General features: G+C 62.3%; 18 protein-coding genes. All 18 read right to left on the bottom strand.

The window, feature by feature from the left end; all coding sequences use genetic code 11:
• Window positions 1–4: 4 nt before the first annotated feature.
• The 18 genes from G5V57_RS27820 to G5V57_RS27740 all read right to left on the bottom strand — a co-directional run bounded on the left by G5V57_RS27820 (window position 5) and on the right by G5V57_RS27740 (window position 16,794).
• Window positions 5–691 carry an ABC transporter ATP-binding protein gene (locus G5V57_RS27820; RefSeq protein WP_165171503.1) on the bottom strand — a complete coding sequence of 229 codons (687 nt, stop codon included), beginning with the start codon at window positions 689–691 and terminating at the stop codon, window positions 5–7.
• Window positions 688–1,998 (bottom strand): lipoprotein-releasing ABC transporter permease subunit, encoded by a 1,311-nt coding sequence (locus tag G5V57_RS27815; RefSeq protein ID WP_165171502.1) that lies wholly within the window; start codon window positions 1,996–1,998, stop codon window positions 688–690. Before G5V57_RS27815 ends, G5V57_RS27820 begins: the two co-directional genes overlap by 4 nt.
• Entirely contained in the window at window positions 1,998–3,323 is a 1,326-nt protein-coding gene (gene proS, locus G5V57_RS27810; protein WP_165171500.1) for a proline--tRNA ligase, read from the bottom strand. The genes G5V57_RS27815 and proS overlap by 1 nt, the downstream gene beginning before the upstream one ends.
• A gap of 343 nt (window positions 3,324–3,666) precedes the next feature.
• Window positions 3,667–3,921, bottom strand: a complete 255-nt coding sequence (locus G5V57_RS27805) for a DUF1467 family protein (RefSeq protein ID WP_165171498.1) — start codon at window positions 3,919–3,921, stop codon at window positions 3,667–3,669.
• Window positions 3,918–4,322: a methylmalonyl-CoA epimerase gene (gene mce, locus G5V57_RS27800; protein WP_165171496.1), complete on the bottom strand. Its 405-nt coding sequence runs from the start codon at window positions 4,320–4,322 to the stop codon at window positions 3,918–3,920. Before mce ends, G5V57_RS27805 begins: the two co-directional genes overlap by 4 nt.
• Window positions 4,323–4,394: 72 nt before the next feature.
• Window positions 4,395–5,117 (bottom strand): DNA repair protein RecO, encoded by a 723-nt coding sequence (gene recO / locus G5V57_RS27795; RefSeq protein ID WP_165171494.1) that lies wholly within the window; start codon window positions 5,115–5,117, stop codon window positions 4,395–4,397.
• Between the two features lie 163 nt (window positions 5,118–5,280).
• Entirely contained in the window at window positions 5,281–6,177 is an 897-nt protein-coding gene (gene era, locus G5V57_RS27790) for a GTPase Era (protein ID WP_165171492.1), read from the bottom strand.
• Window positions 6,174–6,881, bottom strand: coding sequence for a ribonuclease III (gene rnc / locus G5V57_RS27785; RefSeq protein WP_206530109.1), 708 nt, complete (start codon window positions 6,879–6,881; stop codon window positions 6,174–6,176). Before rnc ends, era begins: the two co-directional genes overlap by 4 nt.
• A gap of 4 nt (window positions 6,882–6,885) precedes the next feature.
• Entirely contained in the window at window positions 6,886–7,701 is an 816-nt protein-coding gene (gene lepB / locus G5V57_RS27780; protein ID WP_165174291.1) for a signal peptidase I, read from the bottom strand.
• Window positions 7,702–7,802: 101 nt separating this feature from the next.
• Window positions 7,803–8,219, bottom strand: a complete 417-nt coding sequence (gene acpS, locus G5V57_RS27775) for a holo-ACP synthase (protein ID WP_165171490.1) — start codon at window positions 8,217–8,219, stop codon at window positions 7,803–7,805.
• The gene (gene pyrE / locus G5V57_RS27770; protein WP_165171488.1) at window positions 8,216–8,800 is read right to left on the bottom strand and encodes an orotate phosphoribosyltransferase; all 585 of its coding nucleotides are present in this window, start codon (window positions 8,798–8,800) and stop codon (window positions 8,216–8,218) included. Before pyrE ends, acpS begins: the two co-directional genes overlap by 4 nt.
• A gap of 9 nt (window positions 8,801–8,809) precedes the next feature.
• A complete protein-coding gene (locus G5V57_RS27765) occupies window positions 8,810–10,933 on the bottom strand; it encodes a bifunctional (p)ppGpp synthetase/guanosine-3',5'-bis(diphosphate) 3'-pyrophosphohydrolase (RefSeq protein WP_371744654.1) in 2,124 nt (707 codons plus the stop codon).
• Between the two features lie 218 nt (window positions 10,934–11,151).
• Window positions 11,152–11,562 carry a DNA-directed RNA polymerase subunit omega gene (rpoZ, locus tag G5V57_RS27760; protein ID WP_165171486.1) on the bottom strand — a complete coding sequence of 137 codons (411 nt, stop codon included), beginning with the start codon at window positions 11,560–11,562 and terminating at the stop codon, window positions 11,152–11,154.
• A 217-nt stretch (window positions 11,563–11,779) separates the two neighbouring features.
• Entirely contained in the window at window positions 11,780–12,430 is a 651-nt protein-coding gene (locus G5V57_RS27755; protein ID WP_165171484.1) for a cysteine hydrolase family protein, read from the bottom strand.
• 28 nt (window positions 12,431–12,458) lie between these two features.
• On the bottom strand, window positions 12,459–13,820 hold the full coding sequence (locus G5V57_RS27750; RefSeq protein ID WP_165171482.1) for a M24 family metallopeptidase: 1,362 nt from the start codon (window positions 13,818–13,820) through the stop codon (window positions 12,459–12,461).
• 25 nt (window positions 13,821–13,845) lie between these two features.
• Window positions 13,846–14,403 (bottom strand): CRTAC1 family protein, encoded by a 558-nt coding sequence (locus tag G5V57_RS34620; protein WP_246737400.1) that lies wholly within the window; start codon window positions 14,401–14,403, stop codon window positions 13,846–13,848.
• A gap of 107 nt (window positions 14,404–14,510) precedes the next feature.
• Window positions 14,511–15,464, bottom strand: coding sequence for a VCBS repeat-containing protein (locus G5V57_RS34615; RefSeq protein WP_246737399.1), 954 nt, complete (start codon window positions 15,462–15,464; stop codon window positions 14,511–14,513).
• 4 nt (window positions 15,465–15,468) lie between these two features.
• Window positions 15,469–16,794 (bottom strand): vanadium-dependent haloperoxidase, encoded by a 1,326-nt coding sequence (locus tag G5V57_RS27740; RefSeq protein ID WP_165171480.1) that lies wholly within the window; start codon window positions 16,792–16,794, stop codon window positions 15,469–15,471.
• Window positions 16,795–16,944: the final 150 nt, after the last annotated feature.

Below are 16,944 nucleotides of genomic sequence, written 5' to 3'. Positions count from 1 at the left end.
CCGCCTATTCCGGCTGAAGCCGCCCGTCCTCGAGCCGAACAAGGCGGGTCATGCGGCGGGCGAGCTCGATATTGTGGGTCGCGACCAGAGCGCCCACCCCCTCCTCCGCCACGACGCGCAGGAATTCGCCATGCACGTAGTCCGCCGTCTTGGGATCGAGATTGCCGGTCGGCTCATCGGCAAGAAGAAGCAGCGGCCGGTTGGCCAAGGCGCGCGAGATGGCGACACGCTGCTGCTCGCCGCCCGACAATTCGGCAGGACGATGCTCCAGGCGGGCGCCGAGACCGAAACGATCGAGCAGATCCTTGGCGCGCTTCTCCGCCGCCTCCTTCGAGGCGCCGCTGATCAATTGCGGCATCATGACATTTTCGAGCGCCGAGAATTCCGGCAGCAGATGATGGAATTGATAGACGAAACCGATGCCGACGCGCCGGATGCGTGTGCGCGCATTGTCGTCGAGCTTGGTGCAGTTCTGGCCGGCGACATAGACCTCGCCCGCCGTCGGGGCCTCGAGGAGGCCGGCTATATGGAGAAGCGACGACTTGCCCGAGCCCGACTGGCCAACCAGCGCCACGATCTCTCCGGCATCCACCTTGATGCTGGCGTCGAGGAAGACGTCGAGCCGGCGCTCGCCTTCCGAAAAGGAACGCGCGACATGGCGAAGTTCAAGGGCTGGCTTCAAATCGCTCATTCGTACCGCAAAGCCTCGACCGGATCGAGGCGTGCGGCGCGCCAGGAGGGATAGAGTGTCGCCGCGAAGGAGAGCACCAGCGACATGAGGACGATGCCGATCGTCTGCCTCAGGTCCATGTCGGCCGGAAGCTGCGAGAGGTAATAGAACTCGGGCGAGAAGAGCTCGGTGCCCGAAAGCCAGGAGATGAACTGGCGGATGCTCTCGACATTGAGGCAGATGAGGAGACCGAGAATGAACCCGGCCAGCGTGCCGGCGACGCCGATTGCCGCCCCGGTCATGAAGAAGATGCGTTGGACGCTCGCCGCCGAGGCGCCCATGGTGCGCAGGATCGCGATGTCGTGGCCCTTGTCCTTCACCAGCATATAGAGACCGGAAATGATGTTGAGGGCGGCGACGAGAATGATCATCGTCAGCACCAGGAACATCACATTCCGCTCGACCGCGAGAGTACTGAAAAAGGCCTGGTTGCGCTGCTGCCAGGTCTGGACGTCGATGCCTGGCCCCGCCGCGTCGAGCAGCGCCGGCTTCATCTCGGCGATCGCCTCGGGATTGTCGACGGTGACCTCGATGGCGGACACGGCGTTTTCGGTGACGAAATAGTCCTGCGCCTCGGCGAGCGGCATGTAGATGACGCTCTGATCATATTCCGACATGCCGATCTTGAAGATGGCGACGACAGTGAAGTCGCGGATGCGCGGCGCCACGCCCATCACGGTCTCAGGCCCGTTTGGCGAAATGACGGTCAGCGTGCTGCCAAGGCCCAGGCCATGCTTCCACGCCATGCCTTCCCCGATGGCGATCCCGCCAGCCTTCTCGAAGCCGTCGAGCGACGTCACCGGGTCCGGGGTCCCGATCTCCTTGAGCGCGGTGGTGAGATCTTTATTGTTGATGCTCGGCAGGCGCTTGAGGTCGGCCTCGTGAATGCCGCGCACCAGGGCGCCGGTATTGTAGCGCCGCGACGAGGCCATGACCTGCCCTTCCACGAAAGGCATGGCATGGACGACGCCCGGCACCTTGGCGATGCGAGCCGTGATGTTCTCGTAATCGACGATCGGCGAGGCATCGCTCGAATAGAAGCTGGCATGGCCGCTGAACCCTAAGATCTTGTTCAGCAGCTCGGCACGGAAGCCGTTGAGCACCGCCATGACCACGATGAGGGTGGCGACGCCCAGCATGATGCCGAGAAAGGAGATCAGCGAGATGACCGAGACGAAACCCTCGCGCCGGCGCGCCATCAGATAGCGCTTCGCCAGCATCCGCTCGAAGAGCGCGAAGGGTTTGGTGTCCGGCAGCGCTTTCTCCATCAGGCCTGGAACCTGCCGACGATATCGGCGAGCGGCACATTGCTGCGCTCGCCGGTCTTGCGGTTCTTGACCTCGGCGATGCCGTCCTTCAGGCCGCGCGGCCCGATGATGACCTGCCACGGCAGACCGATCAGGTCCATGACCTTGAACTTGCCGCCCGGACGCTCGTCGGTGTCGTCATAGAGCACTTCGACGCCCTTGGAGGTCAGGTCCCGATAGATTTTCTCGCAGGCCTGGTCGGTTTCGGCATCGCCTGCCTTCAGATTGATCAGGCCGACCTTGAACGGCGCCACCGGCTCCGGCCAGATGATGCCGTTCTCGTCATGGCTCGCTTCGATGATGCCGCCGACGAGGCGCGACACGCCAATTCCGTAGGATCCCGATTGCACGGCCACCTGCTTCCCGTCCGGTCCCTGGACCAGACATCCGAGCGGATCAGAATATTTGGTCCCGAAGAAGAAAATATGGCCGACTTCGATCCCCCTGCCGGTGAGCCGGCGGGCTTCCGGCACCCTCTGCTCGAACTCGGCCTGCTCGTGCTTCTCGTCCGTTGCGGCATATTTGGAGGTGAAGTCCTCGACCAGCTTCGCCACCTTGGCGGCATCGTCATAGTCGATGTCGAAATTGGTCCAGTCCATGTCGTAGAAGTCACGATCGAAAAAGACCTCGCTTTCGCCGGTATCGGCCAGAATCAGGAATTCATGGCTGTCCTTGCCGCCGATGGGGCCGGTCTCGGCGCGCATCGGTACCGCCTTCAAACCCATGCGGGCAAAGGTGCGCAAATAGGCGACGAACATCTTGTTGTAGGAATGCTGGCCCGCTTCGCGCGTCACGTCGAAGGAATAAGCATCTTTCATCAGGAATTCACGGCCGCGCATGACGCCGAAGCGCGGGCGCACCTCGTCGCGGAATTTCCACTGTATATGATAGAGGTTGCGCGGCAGATCCTTGTAGCTCTGGACGCCCGAGCGGAAGATGTCGGTGATCATCTCCTCGTTAGTCGGCCCGTAGAGCATGTCGCGGTCATGCCGGTCCTTGATGCGCAGCATTTCCGGACCATACGCATTGTAGCGCCCGGACTTCTTCCACAGATCGGAAGATTGGATGGTCGGCATCAGTACCTCGATGGCGCCGGCCCGATCCTGCTCCTCGCGCACGATCTGCTCAATCTTCTTGAGCACTCGGAAGCCCATCGGCAACCAGGAGTAGCTGCCGGCGGCCTCCTGCCGGATCATGCCTGAGCGCAGCATGAGCCTGTGGGAAGCGATCTCGGCCTCCTTCGGATCGTCGCGAAGTATGGGCATGAAATATTGGGAAATGCGCATGGAGAATCCTGTGGGCGGAAGGGTGCGGACCTTTTGACGGGAATCCGGGCAGAACTCAAGCCTGTCGCGTTTTGTACCGGAAGATCAAAAACGCCGATGGTGAAATGATCGGCCAGTAGTGTTCGAAATATTTGCCACTGTTCCGTCACATTTCACGTGACATGAGAGTGAAATGTGCTAGCGTCGCCGTCCAATAAAGACAAGGATGAGGGTCGCAAGCCCAAGTCTGGGGAGGAGTCTTCCGGCGCGCCATATCGGGCAGCAGCCGCCACAGGACGAAGTCCTGGAGCGCAGTGGAAGGCATATTCACTCAACAGAAAGCAAGGCGAAAGCCTTGCTTTTTTTATGGCCCCCGCCCCGTCACCCACGGCCAGCCATAGAGAAGGGCGCCATAGATCAGCGCAAAGACGATGGCCGCGACGACAGTCGTGATGAGAGCCTTCTTCCCCATCTGATGACGCACCGGCGCGCCCGGCTCATTACCCTCGAGCGTCGTCTCGCCAGCCTCATGAGCGTTCTGCACGCCCCAGGGGAGAATGGCGAACAGCACAATCCACCAGACCACGAAATAGATGGCGACCGCGGTGCCGATACTCATGCCTGTTCGAGCTCCAGCAAAGTGCCGTTGAAATCCTTGGGATGCAGAAACATCACCGGCTTGCCATGGGCGCCGATCTTCGGCTCACCGTCGCCCAGAATGCGCGCGCCCTCGGCCTTCAGTCGGTCGCGCGCGGCGATGATGTCGGCGACCTCGTAGCAGACATGATGGATGCCGCCCGAAGGGTTCTTCTCCAAAAACCCTCTGATCGGCGAGGCTTCGCCCAGAGGCTCGAGCAGCTCGATCTTGGTATTGGGCAGTTCCACGAAAACGACCGTGACGCCATGGGTGGGTTCGGCCTGCTTGGGCGATACCTTGGCTCCGAGCATATCGCGATAGGTCCTGATCCCCTGGTCGAGATCAGGCACGGCGATGGCAACGTGATTCAGTCGGCCGAGCATGGGAGTTCCCTTCAAATCAGGGCGCAATCTATGGAGCCGGACCATGGCGATCAATGCGGCCTTTGCGCCTGACTACCTCGCGCTTAGATGAGCCACGATCCAGTGGCGGGATTCAGGGGCGTTGATTCCGCGCGGGCCGAACACATGCCGGTCGAGGAAATAGCCGGTCAGCTTGAGCCCGTCGATCACATCGGCAAGCCCCGGTGTTTTTACTTCGACGCCCATCAGGAAAGCCGGCAGGAGCAGAAGACGGTCGTGATAGCCTTGCCCCGCCGCACGGCTCACCGCCCTCCCCGTCTTGGGCGAAACATAGACGAGATCGTCGCTCGTCCCCGTCGCGGCACAGCGGGCAAGGTCGAGCCCGAAACCCAGTTCGTCGAGCAGCCCCATTTCCCAGCGCACCAACAGCGCCGGCCAGGTGTCCTCATTTTCGAGCGCGTCGAGCATGACCCGCATTGCCGCATAGAGGCGCGGATGCGGCTCGCGCTCCGGCAGCATCTGGGCTTCCGTGGTGAGCGTCGTCAAGGCGGCGAGCCGCATCGCCTCGCCGATGAGCAGGCCTGCCTTGAGCTCGAGAGGTTCAAGGGCGAAGTTGCCGAGATGCTCCTCGAGGCGGGCGCGCCAGGTGGCGAGCACGATATTTCCAGGCTGCAGAACCGGGCGCATCTGGCGTGAGCGGCCGCCGCGCACCAATCCTAAGGAGCGTCCGCGCGTCGCGGTCAGAAGTTCGGCGATGGCGCTCGATTCACCATGGCGCCTGACCGCCAGAACTATGCCTTCGTCCTTCCATTCCATGCGTATCCACCCTCACCCTGAGGTGCGACCCCGGCCCTGAGCCGGGGGAGCCTCGAAGGGTGTGTTGCAGCATTCTTACTCTATCCTGATGGACGCTTCGAGGCTTCGCCTTCGGCGAAGCACCTCAGCGTGAGGATACTGCGAGAGAGCCGCAATTAAATCGTCAATCCAGCAATCCCATCATGCGCAGGCGTTCGGGGTCCTTGGCCCAGTTCTCGCGCACCTTGACGAACAAAAACAGGTGCACGCGCCGCTCCAGCGCCTTCTCAAGATCGAGACGCGCCGCCTGCCCGAGCGCCTTGATGGTCTGGCCGTTCTTACCGAGGACGATCTTGCGCTGGCTCTCGCGCTCGACATATATCACCTGGTCGATGCGGACCGAGCCATCCTTGCGCTCTTCCCAATTCTCCGTCTCAACCGTCGAGGAATAGGGCAGCTCCTCATGCAGGCGCTCATATACCTTCTCGCGCGTCGTCTCGGCGGCAATGAATCTCAGCGGCACATCGGCGATCTGGTCCTCGGCATAGAGCCAGGGGCCGGCCGGCATCAGGCCGGCGATCTTGTCCTTCAGCCTGTCGATGCCGCTCTTGTTCAGGGCACTGATCATGAAGGTCTCGCGAAAGGCGAAAGCCTCGTTGAATGTCCGGGCGAGATCGAGCAGCGTTTCGGCCTTCACCAGATCGATCTTGTTGAGCGCCAGGAAGGCCTGGATGCCGTACTTCCTGAGACCCTCGATGATCGCCAGCACTTCGTCATTGAGACCCTTGCGGACATCGGCGAGAAGCACGACCGCGTCGGCCTCGCTCGCCCCCGACCAGGCGCCCTCGACCATCGCCTCGTCGAGCGTGCGCTTCGGCTTGAAGATGCCCGGCGTGTCGACGAAAACGATCTGGCTCGCGCCGGCGATGACAATGGCGCGCAGCCGCGAACGCGTGGTCTGGACCTTGTGCGAGACGATCGACACCTTGGCGCCCGCAAGCGCGTTCACCAGGGTCGATTTGCCGGCATTGGGCGCCCCGATGATGGCGCAGAAGCCGCAGCGGGTTTCGGTATTTGTCACTTTCTGATCTTCTCTCGACGGAGGAAGGCCTCGGCGGCAAGCTGCTCACCATGGCGCTTCGAGGGGGCGCTGGCAATTGCCTCGGCAAAGCCTTCGACGGTTACGGCAATGGTGAAACTGGGCGAATGATCAGGTCCCTCGCGCGAGACGATCCGGTAGTCGGGAATCGCCTTGCCCAGCGCGAGCGCCCATTCCTGCAGGAAGCTCTTGGCGTCCTTGACCAGCAGGGTGCCGCTGGAGAGGCGCTCCTCCCACAGGCGCATGATAAGCGAGCGGGCGGGCTCCAGCCCGCCATCGAGATATATGGCCCCCAGAATCGACTCCATGACATCGCCCAAAATCACGGTCTGGTTCGTCATGCCTTGCGCCTTTTCTTTCAGGCCGACGCGTATGTGCTCGGAGATACCGAGATCGCGGGCAGCCTCGGCACATGCCTCGGCGCGCACCAGGAGGCTGAAATTCTGGGCGAGCGCGCCTTCCGCCTTGCGCGGGTTGCGCACATAGAGCTCTTCGGCGATGACAAGACCCAGCACCCGGTCGCCCAGGAACTCCAGGCGCTCATAGGTGGTGGTGGTATTGCCCTTGCTTCCGCTCCCGTGGGTCAGCGCCGACTTGAGAAGATCGCGGTTGCGGAAGGTGTAGCCGAGGAGCGCCGCTATCGCCTGGAATTCCTGATCGGTAAAGCGCGTCCGGTCGTTGGTCACGGCCTCAATTCACGAGGTTGAAGAAACGCAGCCAGCGTATCGACGTCGGCCACTTCCAAATCTGCCAGAAGGCGGCATTGGGCTCGATTGAGAAGAAGATGATATCGGCGCGCCCCACGAAATTCTCATAGGGCACGAAACCGACCCCGCCCTGCGACGAGGTCTGCGCGTAGCGGCTGTCGAGCGAGTTGTCGCGGTTGTCGCCCATCATGAAATAGTGGCCGGACGGTACGAGATATTCTTGCGTGTTGTCGGCCGCGCCATTGGGCGTCATATCGAGGACATTATAGCTGACGCCGTTCGGCAAGGTCTCGACATATTGCGGAATGGGCCTGCCATAGCCCTCCCCGGTCGGGTCGACGAAGTCGGCGATGCGCTGCTTCGGAACCGCCTGGCCGTTGATATAGAGCACGCCTTCGCGCATCTGCACGCGATCGCCCGGCAGACCGATGACCCGCTTGATATAGTCCGTCTCATTGTCGACCGGCAGCTTGAACACCGCGACGTCGCCGCGCTTAGGCTCCGCCGGAAACACGAAACGGCCCTCTACCGGGATCGGACCGAATTTGAACAGCTCATTGCCGAAAAGGTTCAATCCGAAATTGAAGGAGTATTTGCTGTAGCCGTAGGACAATTTAGAGACGAACAGATAGTCCCCCACCTTCAGCGTCGGCACCATGGAGGCGGACGGAATATTGAAGGGCTGATACAGGAACATCCGAACGGCGAAGGCGATCAGGAGAGCCTGGATGATGACCTTGATCGTGTCCCAGAAGCCATCGTCGGACTTCTTCCGGGACTCGCGCGCTGCCGCCGCCATATTGTGATCTTTCATATGTTTCAAAGTATCCATGCCAGTTCGGTCGAGCCCGGTTCCAGCCCTATAATACGCATAGATCACCGTTTCAACGGTAGGAGAGATTACATTCCGGCATTTTCCGTCAAGGGAAGCGCCTCGATGATCACGAAGGCCTGGGCGTAGGGAAATTCATCCGTAATAGTCAGATGGATATAGGGCCGGTGACCTTTGGGCGTCAATTCGGCAAGCCGCTCGCCGGCACCGCCGGTCAGGACCATTGTCGGCTTGCCCGACGGCTCGTTCACCACGCCCAGGTCGCGCCAGTAGACGCCACGATTGAACCCCGTGCCGAGCGCCTTGGAACACGCCTCCTTGGCCGCATAGCGCTTGGCATAGGAGGCGGCGCGTTCGGCGCGCCGGTCGGATTTCCGCCGTTCGACGTCGGTGAAGACCCGCTGGGTGAAGCGCTCGCCATAGCGCGCCAGCGTCTTCTCGATGCGCCTGATGTCGATCAGATCGTTGCCGAGGCCGATGATCATTTAAGGCCCCGGCTTCCCGGCTTGACCGCGGGAATGGCCGCGAGTTCCGGCGGCAGCTGGTCGGCCGGATAGGTCGGGATATCGAGGCGGGTCAGCGCCTCGAGCGGCACGCCCAGATCGGCCTTGCCGTTTGAGCGGTCGATGAGGCAGGCCGCCCCCACCGCGATGCCGCCTTCCTCGGTGATCCCTGCGATGCATTCGCGTGAGGAAAGCCCCGTGGTCACGATATCCTCGACCATCAGTACGCGGGCACCCTTGTCGATCGAGAAGCCGCGCCGCAGAACGAGCTTGCCGTCGACGCGCTCGAAGAAGATCGAATCGACGCCCAATTGCCGAGCCATCTCATAGCCGACGATCACGCCGCCCATCGCGGGCGACGCCACGAGATCGATCTGGTCGCCCATGCGGGCCTTCACCTGCCGGGCAAGCGTGGCGCACAGCCGACCGGCGCGCTGGGGATCCATCAGCACACGGGCGCATTGCAGATAGTTCGGGCTGCGCAATCCTGAGGACAGAATGAAATGTCCCTCCAGCAGAGCGCCCGCCGCCTTGAACTCCGCCAGAACCTCGTCTTTCGTCATGAATCCTTCCTATCCTTCGGCGCGGTCGACCGAGCTCACCAGGGGCTTCAATTCGAGATCGCGCATGATTTGGTTGAGGTGTTTGAGATTGTGTACTTCGATCAGGATGTCGAGATCAAAGAAATCGCGCGCCCCTTCCTGGGTGACCATCTGCAGTTCGTCGATATTGGCGCCTGAATCGCCGATCACCTGCGTCACCTGGGCCAGGGCACCCACTTCATTGTGAACCTTCACCAGGATGCGGGCCGGGAAGCGCTGCCCGTCGGTTGTCGTGTCCCAGGTCAGGTCGATCCAGCGGTTCGGCTCGCTGTCATAGGCCTCGAGGGCCCGGGCGAAGATCGGGTGGATCACGATCCCCTCGCCCGGCATGCGGATGCCGACGATGCGCTCGCCGGGCACGGCGCCCGTGGCGAGCGAGAATTTCAACGCCTGGTCGCGTCCGGCGCCGCGAATCGGAATTCCCGACTCCGCCTCGCCCTGACGCGTCGCCGGCTTCTTGCGCTGCGGCGTCGGCGCCTCGACCACCAGCCCCATGGCTTTCAGGATATCCGCGGCGGCGAGCTCGCCACGGCCCACGGCGGAGAGGGCATCGTCGAGATTTTTGTGGCCGGTGCGGCTGATCGCGGCGGCGACATCCTGCTTGACGAAAGTCTTGCCGACCTTGTCCAGCAGACGCTCGACGATCTCCTGGCCCAGACCCGCATATTGGCGCCTGGTCGCAAGCCTGGTGGCGCGCCGAATGGCGGCGCGCGCCTTGCCGGTCACCGCCAGACCTTCCCAAGCGGCGGGCGGCACCTGCGCGTCCGAACGGATGATCTCCACCTCATCGCCATTGTCGAGCTGGGTGACGAGCGGCGCGTGGCGGCCATTGATGCGGCAGCCGACACAGCTGTCGCCGACGCTCGTATGCACCGCATAGGCAAAATCGATCGGCGTCGCGCCGCGCGGCAGCGCGATGAGCTGGCCCTTCGGCGTGAAGCAGAACACCTGATCCTGAAACAGCTCGAGGCGGGTATGTTCGAGAAATTCGCGCGGGCTTTCGCCTTCCGAGAGCATGTCCACCAGATGCCGCAGCCAGCGATAGGCGTTGGATTCGGCGGACGGCACGCGCACGCCATTGACCGCATCCTCCAGGCGCCGGGCGTCCTTGTAGAGCGCATGCGCCGCAACACCGCGCTCGGCGATCTCGTTCATCTCGCGGGTGCGTATCTGCATCTCGACGCGGCGGTGATGCGGACCGATGACGGTGGTGTGCAAGGACTGATAGTCGTTCTGCTTGGGGGTGGAGATGTAGTCCTTGAAGCGTCCCGGCACCGCCCGCCAGGTGCGGTGCGCCACGCCGAGCGCCCGGTAGCATTCGTCGACTGAGGCGACGATGACACGGAAGCCGAAGATGTCCGAAAGCTGTCCCAGCGACAGGCTCTTGCGCTCCATCTTGCGCCAGATCGAATAGGGCCGTTTCTCGCGTCCCGTCACCTTGGCTTCGATGCCGTTGGCCGCGAGCTCGGCTTTCAGCTCCTTCTCGATCTCGACCAGCAGGCTCCCGCTCTCCTCATGCAGGCGGTCGAGCCGCTTCTTCACCGTGGCGAACGCATCCGGATTGAGCACCCGGAAAGCGATGTCCTCGAGCTCCTCGCGCACATTCTGCATGCCCATGCGTCCGGCGAGCGGCGCATAGATGTCCATCGTCTCCTGGGCGATGCGGATCTTCTTGTCGTGCGCCATATGGCCCAAGGTGCGCATATTGTGCAGGCGGTCGGCGAGCTTGACGAGGAGGACGCGCACGTCCTTCGCCATGGCGAGCAGCAGCTTGCGCAAATTCTCGGCCTGGGTCGCTTCCTTGGTGACGAGATCGAGGCGCTTGATCTTGGTCAGGCCGTCGACGAGTGAAGCGATCTCATGCCCGAACTTCGCTTCGATCTGGGCCTGAGTTGCCTCCGTGTCTTCAACCACATCATGAAGGAGTGCGGCGGCAATGGTGGCGCCGTCGAGCTTCATCTCGGCAAGGATCGCCGCCACTTCGAGGGGATGGTTGAAATAGGCCTCGCCCGAGGCGCGCTTCTGGCCGCCATGCGCCTTCATCGCATAGACATAAGCGCGATTGAGCAGGTCCTCGTCGGCCCCCCTTGTCATAGGACATCACCCGCTCAACCAACTCGAACTGCCGCATCATCGCGTTGTCTTGACCAATCTCTTTTCTATGAACTCCCCGCAATAGTAGCGGAAAAAAAGCTTAATGCGAGCGCTCGCACGCATGGTCACGGCCGGGAGAGCCCAGACGCAAAAATTTACGGCGCCGCCCCTAGGGCAGCGCCGTGCTAATTCTCTTACGGAAGCAGATGCGGGGCTGCTCAGTAGCCGTTGCGCTGGCTGCCGGGGCTTTCGGCCGGCGGCAGGCCTTCGAGGCCGCGCAGCAGCTCTTCCTCGGTCATACGCTCCATGTCGACCTGGTCGGGTTCCGGCTGATCGTTGATCACCGACATGTCGCCCGACTGCTGGATGAGCGGCACTTCGCTCTGCTCCGGCTCATCGACTTCGACATGCTTCTGCATCGCGTGGATATACTCCTCGCGCAGATCATCGGTATTGACCGTCTCGTCGGCGATCTCACGCAGAGCGACGACGGGATTCTTGTCATTGTCGCGGTCCACGGAGAGCGGAGCGCCTTGCGAAATCATCCGCGCGCGATGCGCGGACAGGAGGACCAGCTCAAACCGGTTGGGGAGCTTGTCGATGCAATCTTCTACAGTGACGCGCGCCATGGGGCTCGTTCAATCCTTGATATGGGACGGGATGCCGGGCTTTTAGGCGCAACCTGTCCCAAAATCAAGCCCCGGCCCGATTTCCTGGCCCAGATTACCTTCAGGAGGGTCAGGAGCCCAGGATCCGTCCCCCGCAAAGGGCTACTGGCCCCAAGCTTCCTCTGCGGCATATTTCCCGTCTTTGACCGACACGATCGCCACCGACTATCGGCGCGGATCAGGAACGGGAACATTGAAAGTCCTTATCCATCGCGGCAATCAGAGAGGCGGTCGTCTCGTTGCGGCAATAGCCCTTGAAGGCATTGAGCGCCGCTTGGTGGCGTGCCCTGGTGTCGGTGGCGCAGGCATCGGCGAGCGAGATCATGTGGAAGCCGCGATCGGCGCCGTCCCTGATCGTGTGATCGACGCATTGGTCGGTGAGAAAACCGGTGACGGCCACCGTGTCGATGCCGATATTGCGCAGGAGATATTCGAAGTTGGTCGAGTTGAAGAGGCTGGACGAGGTCTTGGGGATGACGATCTCGTCGGGACCAGGCTTCAGCGCGTCGATCACTTTGGCGTCCAAGGAGCCCTTGGCGATAAAGAAATTTGACAGCTTGTAGTCGAGGCCGCGGTCGCGCCCGTCGGTGGTCAGGTTTTCCATGACCGTATAGATGACTTCGACGCCATGAGAGCGCGACGCCCCGATCAGCCGGGCGATATTGGGGATCACGAAGCTCCTGGCGTCGGCATAGAATTCCGGCCGATTCTGGCGCTTCTCCTCATCCATCACCCAGTTCTGCGCGTCGATGACGAGCAGCGCCAGCCTCTCGCGGTGCAAGGGCAATATGCGGCTCGCAAAGACATCGCGCGGCCGTGGACCTGTCATTTGATTGCCTCCGGTTGAACTCTCGCCCTCAACTACACGCCAGCAACATCTTCGGCTTCAGCCAGAATGGCGCAAGGCAGAGTGGCGTCGATGACAAGGGCAGGATTGTCTCCTTGAGGTCGATGCCGATTTCCTCGCGCATGAAGGCTCGACGCGCCGCGATACGCTCAGCCACCGCTGGATGCCTCGCGGCAATCTCGGCGCGCAGGGCAGAATCGGCAAAGACCACCGGATCCTCGCAATTCAGGGCGAAGCCGGGGCGCAGCGGAACCGGGATGATGTCGACCTGAAAAGGCATGCCGGAGCTGATCCTCCCGTCGAAGCCCGGCTGGATCGGGCTGTGCAGCCACTCGTCATGGCCGGTGAGATGGCCGGGATTGAGCGATGAGCGCAAGCCGCCGCGCGCCAATGCCGCGGTGACGGCCGTAAAGATGTCACCGCCCCGCGCTCCGATATCGGCGCTCTCATACCAGGCCACGAGACCTTCGAAATAGGACAAGGCGATCTTGAGAAATTCATCGTCATGATCGGCGAGCAGGCCGCCGCGCGCCGACAGGCCGCCCCACAGGCCGATGGCCCCGACAATTCCGTCGCCACGCTTCAGCTTGCGCGAACTGGGACTGCGCAGGCCCACCACCGGCGAGGATGCATCTCCACTCGCCAGCATCGGATGCACATTGAAGGGTTCCCCTTCATATGTCATCCGCGACATGGCCTTGTATTCGCTGTCACCGAGCTTGACGCCCGATAAAATGCGCCACAACGAAGCCGAGGCGCGAGACCCCGCCCATTCATGAAAAACGATCTGGTCGGCGTCGATGAGGGCCCTGAGGCCCTTGGTCGGATGCATGAGCACAGGCGTCGCGTCGCTTACCGCACCGGCGTCGCCGGCAATCGCGCGCAGCACATCGACAATGAAGGACGGCACGAAGAATGTCGGCAAGGCGCCCGCCCACTCCATCGCCTCGAGATATTTCCATCCGGCGAGAGCCATGCTGTCGCCGGTCTTCATCCCCGCTTGCCTCAAGACATGATCGAGGCTTGGGGCGCTGCGGTCCTGTCCCATCAACCCGAAAGACTGGGCGAGAATGATCTCGACCGACGGCAAGCCCGCAAGCGGGGCATAGTCGACGCATTCGTTGCCGGCAACGATGATCCGGCGATCGCCCGGCCCCAGCACCAGCAATGCCTCCTCGAAGCGCGGGTCGAAGCCGGTCAGGAACATGATATTGGCGAAGTGCTCACGATCGCCATAGACGATGAGCCAATCGGCACCCGCCGCCTTGTAGGCGGAACGGCACCTTCGTTCGTAGGTGGATGGCGGTATCTGCGGCGGCTCCGCGGGCACACCGATTTCCGGTATGGCGATTTCCTTCAGTCGACCAGGCATGTGTTTTTCCTGACTTGTCCAGAACTCACGGCGACCACCGCCGCACGGGCTTGCCCCGCTCAGCGACATAAAACGTATTCGCCTCGACCTTTTCCCAATCTCCGCTTGCGCCGTCCGGCCAGATGATGCGCAGCTCCGCCTGGGCTCCCTCCCCCAGACCGAAGTGCCACCAGCCCAAGGCACCGCTCGCATGGCCGCCGCCGACGGTGATCTCGCGGCGCATGACGGTTGAGCCATCGCAGCGCACTTCGATCCAGGCGCCGATCGCATCGCGGTTGGCACCCTCCTGGACAAGCCTGACCTCCATCCATTGGCCGGCATCGGGTGTCGTGTTGCGCCAGAGCTGCGCCGGCTGCCAGCGATTGACCACGACCAGATCCATGCGCCCGTCGAGATTCAAATCGACGACGGCGGCGCCGCGGGCAACGGCGAAGCTCGCGATCCCGGCCGGCACCCCCACTTCATGGAACTTTCCGTCGGCACTCTGCAGCAGGAGATTGTTCGGATCCCTCGCGGCAAAGTCCGGCATGCTGGCTACATTGCCCTTGGTAACGAACAGGTCCACCAGGCCGTCATTATTCATATCCTCGAACTGCGCGTGCCAGGCGGTGCTCGGTCGCAGGTCGCCGCCAAAATACGGGCGGTGGGCCGTAACCCCTTTGGCATAAGCGACATCCTTGTAGTCGGGTCTTATCCCCCGGCTTGCGCCGGGTTCACGAGCGTCTGCAGCTTGTTGTCCGCCATGCTGGTGAGGAAGTAGTCCGGATAGCCGTCGCCACTCAGGTCCGAGCTTGCGATGCCCATGCCCCAGATGCGCAGGAGCTTCCAGCCGTCGGCGTCGGTATAGAGGCGCGGTGGCTTGCCGGGCTCGATTCGCCAGAGCTGTTCCTGGCCGCCTTCGTAATATTCGCGGTCATTGGAAATACGCAGCGCCGGGGTGCCGGATCGATTCCAATCGGTGAACAGCATCGAGAGCGCGCAGTAGCTCGGCTTGAGCGGTACGGGGGCTGCGAATTTGCGCATGCTCTTGCCGTCCATGACGAGCGGCCGATGCAGCCAGTTGTCGGTGCAGGAACCCCAGGGCTCCATCTCCTTGGCGCGATCGATATAATTGCCGACTGCCAATGTCGGCCAGTCGGCGCCTTTTTCCCATGTTGCGGCAAAGGCGGCCGACCACGCATCGCCGCCATCGAACCCCCAGGCCTCGTTCGCCCGCTCGAACCGGCATCCGCCGAGACCGCGCATCACCACATTCTCGCCGACCCGCAACAGCACCAGGTCAGTGATCCCGTCGCCATCGATATCGATCGGATAGGTGCCGATCACCTTGTCGAGCTCGAGGCCGCTCTCTTGCAGCTCAAATTGCAAGGCGCCCCCGCGCTTACTGGTATTGCGGTAGAACCTCGCGGGCGATGAACCGCCGCTCAGCAACAGATCGGGAAAACCATCGCCGCTGCAGTCGAACGCGGCGACACCGCCGCCAACCATGTATTCCCAGTCACCCGCATAGACGCTGTCTACACTTGAGCTTTTCGTCTCGTCGACAAAACGCGGCACGATGAGCGAGGGTTCGGCAAAGCAAGTCCCGGTCACACCGGCAAGCACCCAGATGAAGGCGGCAAAACCCGGCGCTCGCAAACGCATGCCCTTATCTCCTCGTGCGCAAGGCGTTCGCATAGTCGCCGATGCACCGCCCCTGCTGCAGGCCACGTTCGATGGCGGAGCGGAAATGTATGCCCCCGAGCAACCGAGAGAAGCCGGCCTCGTTCGCCGCGGCCCAGAAGCTGTCAAATCTGCGGGGTTTTACACCGTCGCCTTCACGCGTCCTGTCCTCGAAGGCGAAATTCTCGCCAAAGAACTTGGTCAGGACGGCGGCCGCGGCGCCGGATTGTGTACTGTGACCGCTCGGATATTCGGGGAAAGGCGGCGTGATCAGCAGCGGTTCCCATCGCTGATCGATCACGCGGCGAATATAGGTCACCGGCCGCACCAGATCATACTGGAATTTCGCGTCCCAGCAGGCGATGAAGGAATCGGCCAGGACGATGCCGAGGCGCGCCAGCACATCGACGCTCTTGTCGAGGTCGATCCTGTCGCGATCGATGATCTGGAGAGCGATCGATATCCAGTGACCAGGCGGCGTCGGCGACAGCATGGGATCGTCGGACCAGAAGCGAGCGACGGCGCGTTGTTCGGCGTTCAAAGTCTTGACCGTCTCATAGACCTCCAACGCCTCGGCATAGAAGGACGACGCCTTGTCTTCACTATAGGCAGGCGGCGCCGGCAAGCCGCAGGTTTTGCCGGACGGCATGGCGAAGGTGCGGTTGTCTCCCCATTTCGGCAGCAGCGGAAATTGCTGCTGCGAGATCAGGCTGGTCGGCACCCAATGCGCCGCGCCCGGCGTCAATGTGTAGGCGAACGGAAAACCCATATTCTCGATGACGGCGCCGCCGTCGTCGCGCGACCAGGCCAGCATGTGCGCCGCAACTTGGCGCCCATATTCCTCGCTGCGCGCGACGATATCGGCGGGCACTTCGTCGGCCACCAGCTTGCGCAGCTTGGTTTCCTGCAGTCCCATGACACGCTGACCGGTCGGGCCGGTATTCTGAAACAGGTCGCGCACCAGCGATGACAATGCCGCGTTCAGCACCACTGCCCCGTCATATGTCTCGCCTGCCTTGCGCTTCGGCGGCGGCAGAAGACCGTTCAACTGGCCGGCCAGCGACTGCAGCTTCTCGTTGCCGCTCGCCACCACCTCGAAGGCGGTGACGCCCATATAGGAAAAAGCCCGGCTGGCCACCGGCGGCGAATAGGTCGGCGTGTGCCGCACCAGGGCAAGGGCGAGCTTGTACCAGCTGACCAGCGCCTGTTCGGCCCGCTCGGCTTGCGGCGTCGCGGCGACCGGCCCCGCCGGGGCCGAAATGGCGAATAGAGCCAGAAGAACAAACAAGGACAGCCGATGGACCGCGCCCATGGATTAGGGATCCGTGTTGCCTGCCGGGCAGGATAATGACCACAGGCCTTGCGGTTCAAGCCCGGCGGGGTTTCTTAGACCTTAGGGGTAGGCCCACAGGAAAGCCGATGGCGTTCAGTTGACTCGATTGAGCGATTGTCGCAACATTTT

This window comes from Nordella sp. HKS 07 (assembly GCF_011046735.1).
Taxonomy (GTDB): domain Bacteria; phylum Pseudomonadota; class Alphaproteobacteria; order Rhizobiales; family Aestuariivirgaceae; genus Taklimakanibacter.
Note: the sequence above shows the minus strand (reverse complement) of the source record. Positions and strands in the feature narration are given on the sequence as shown.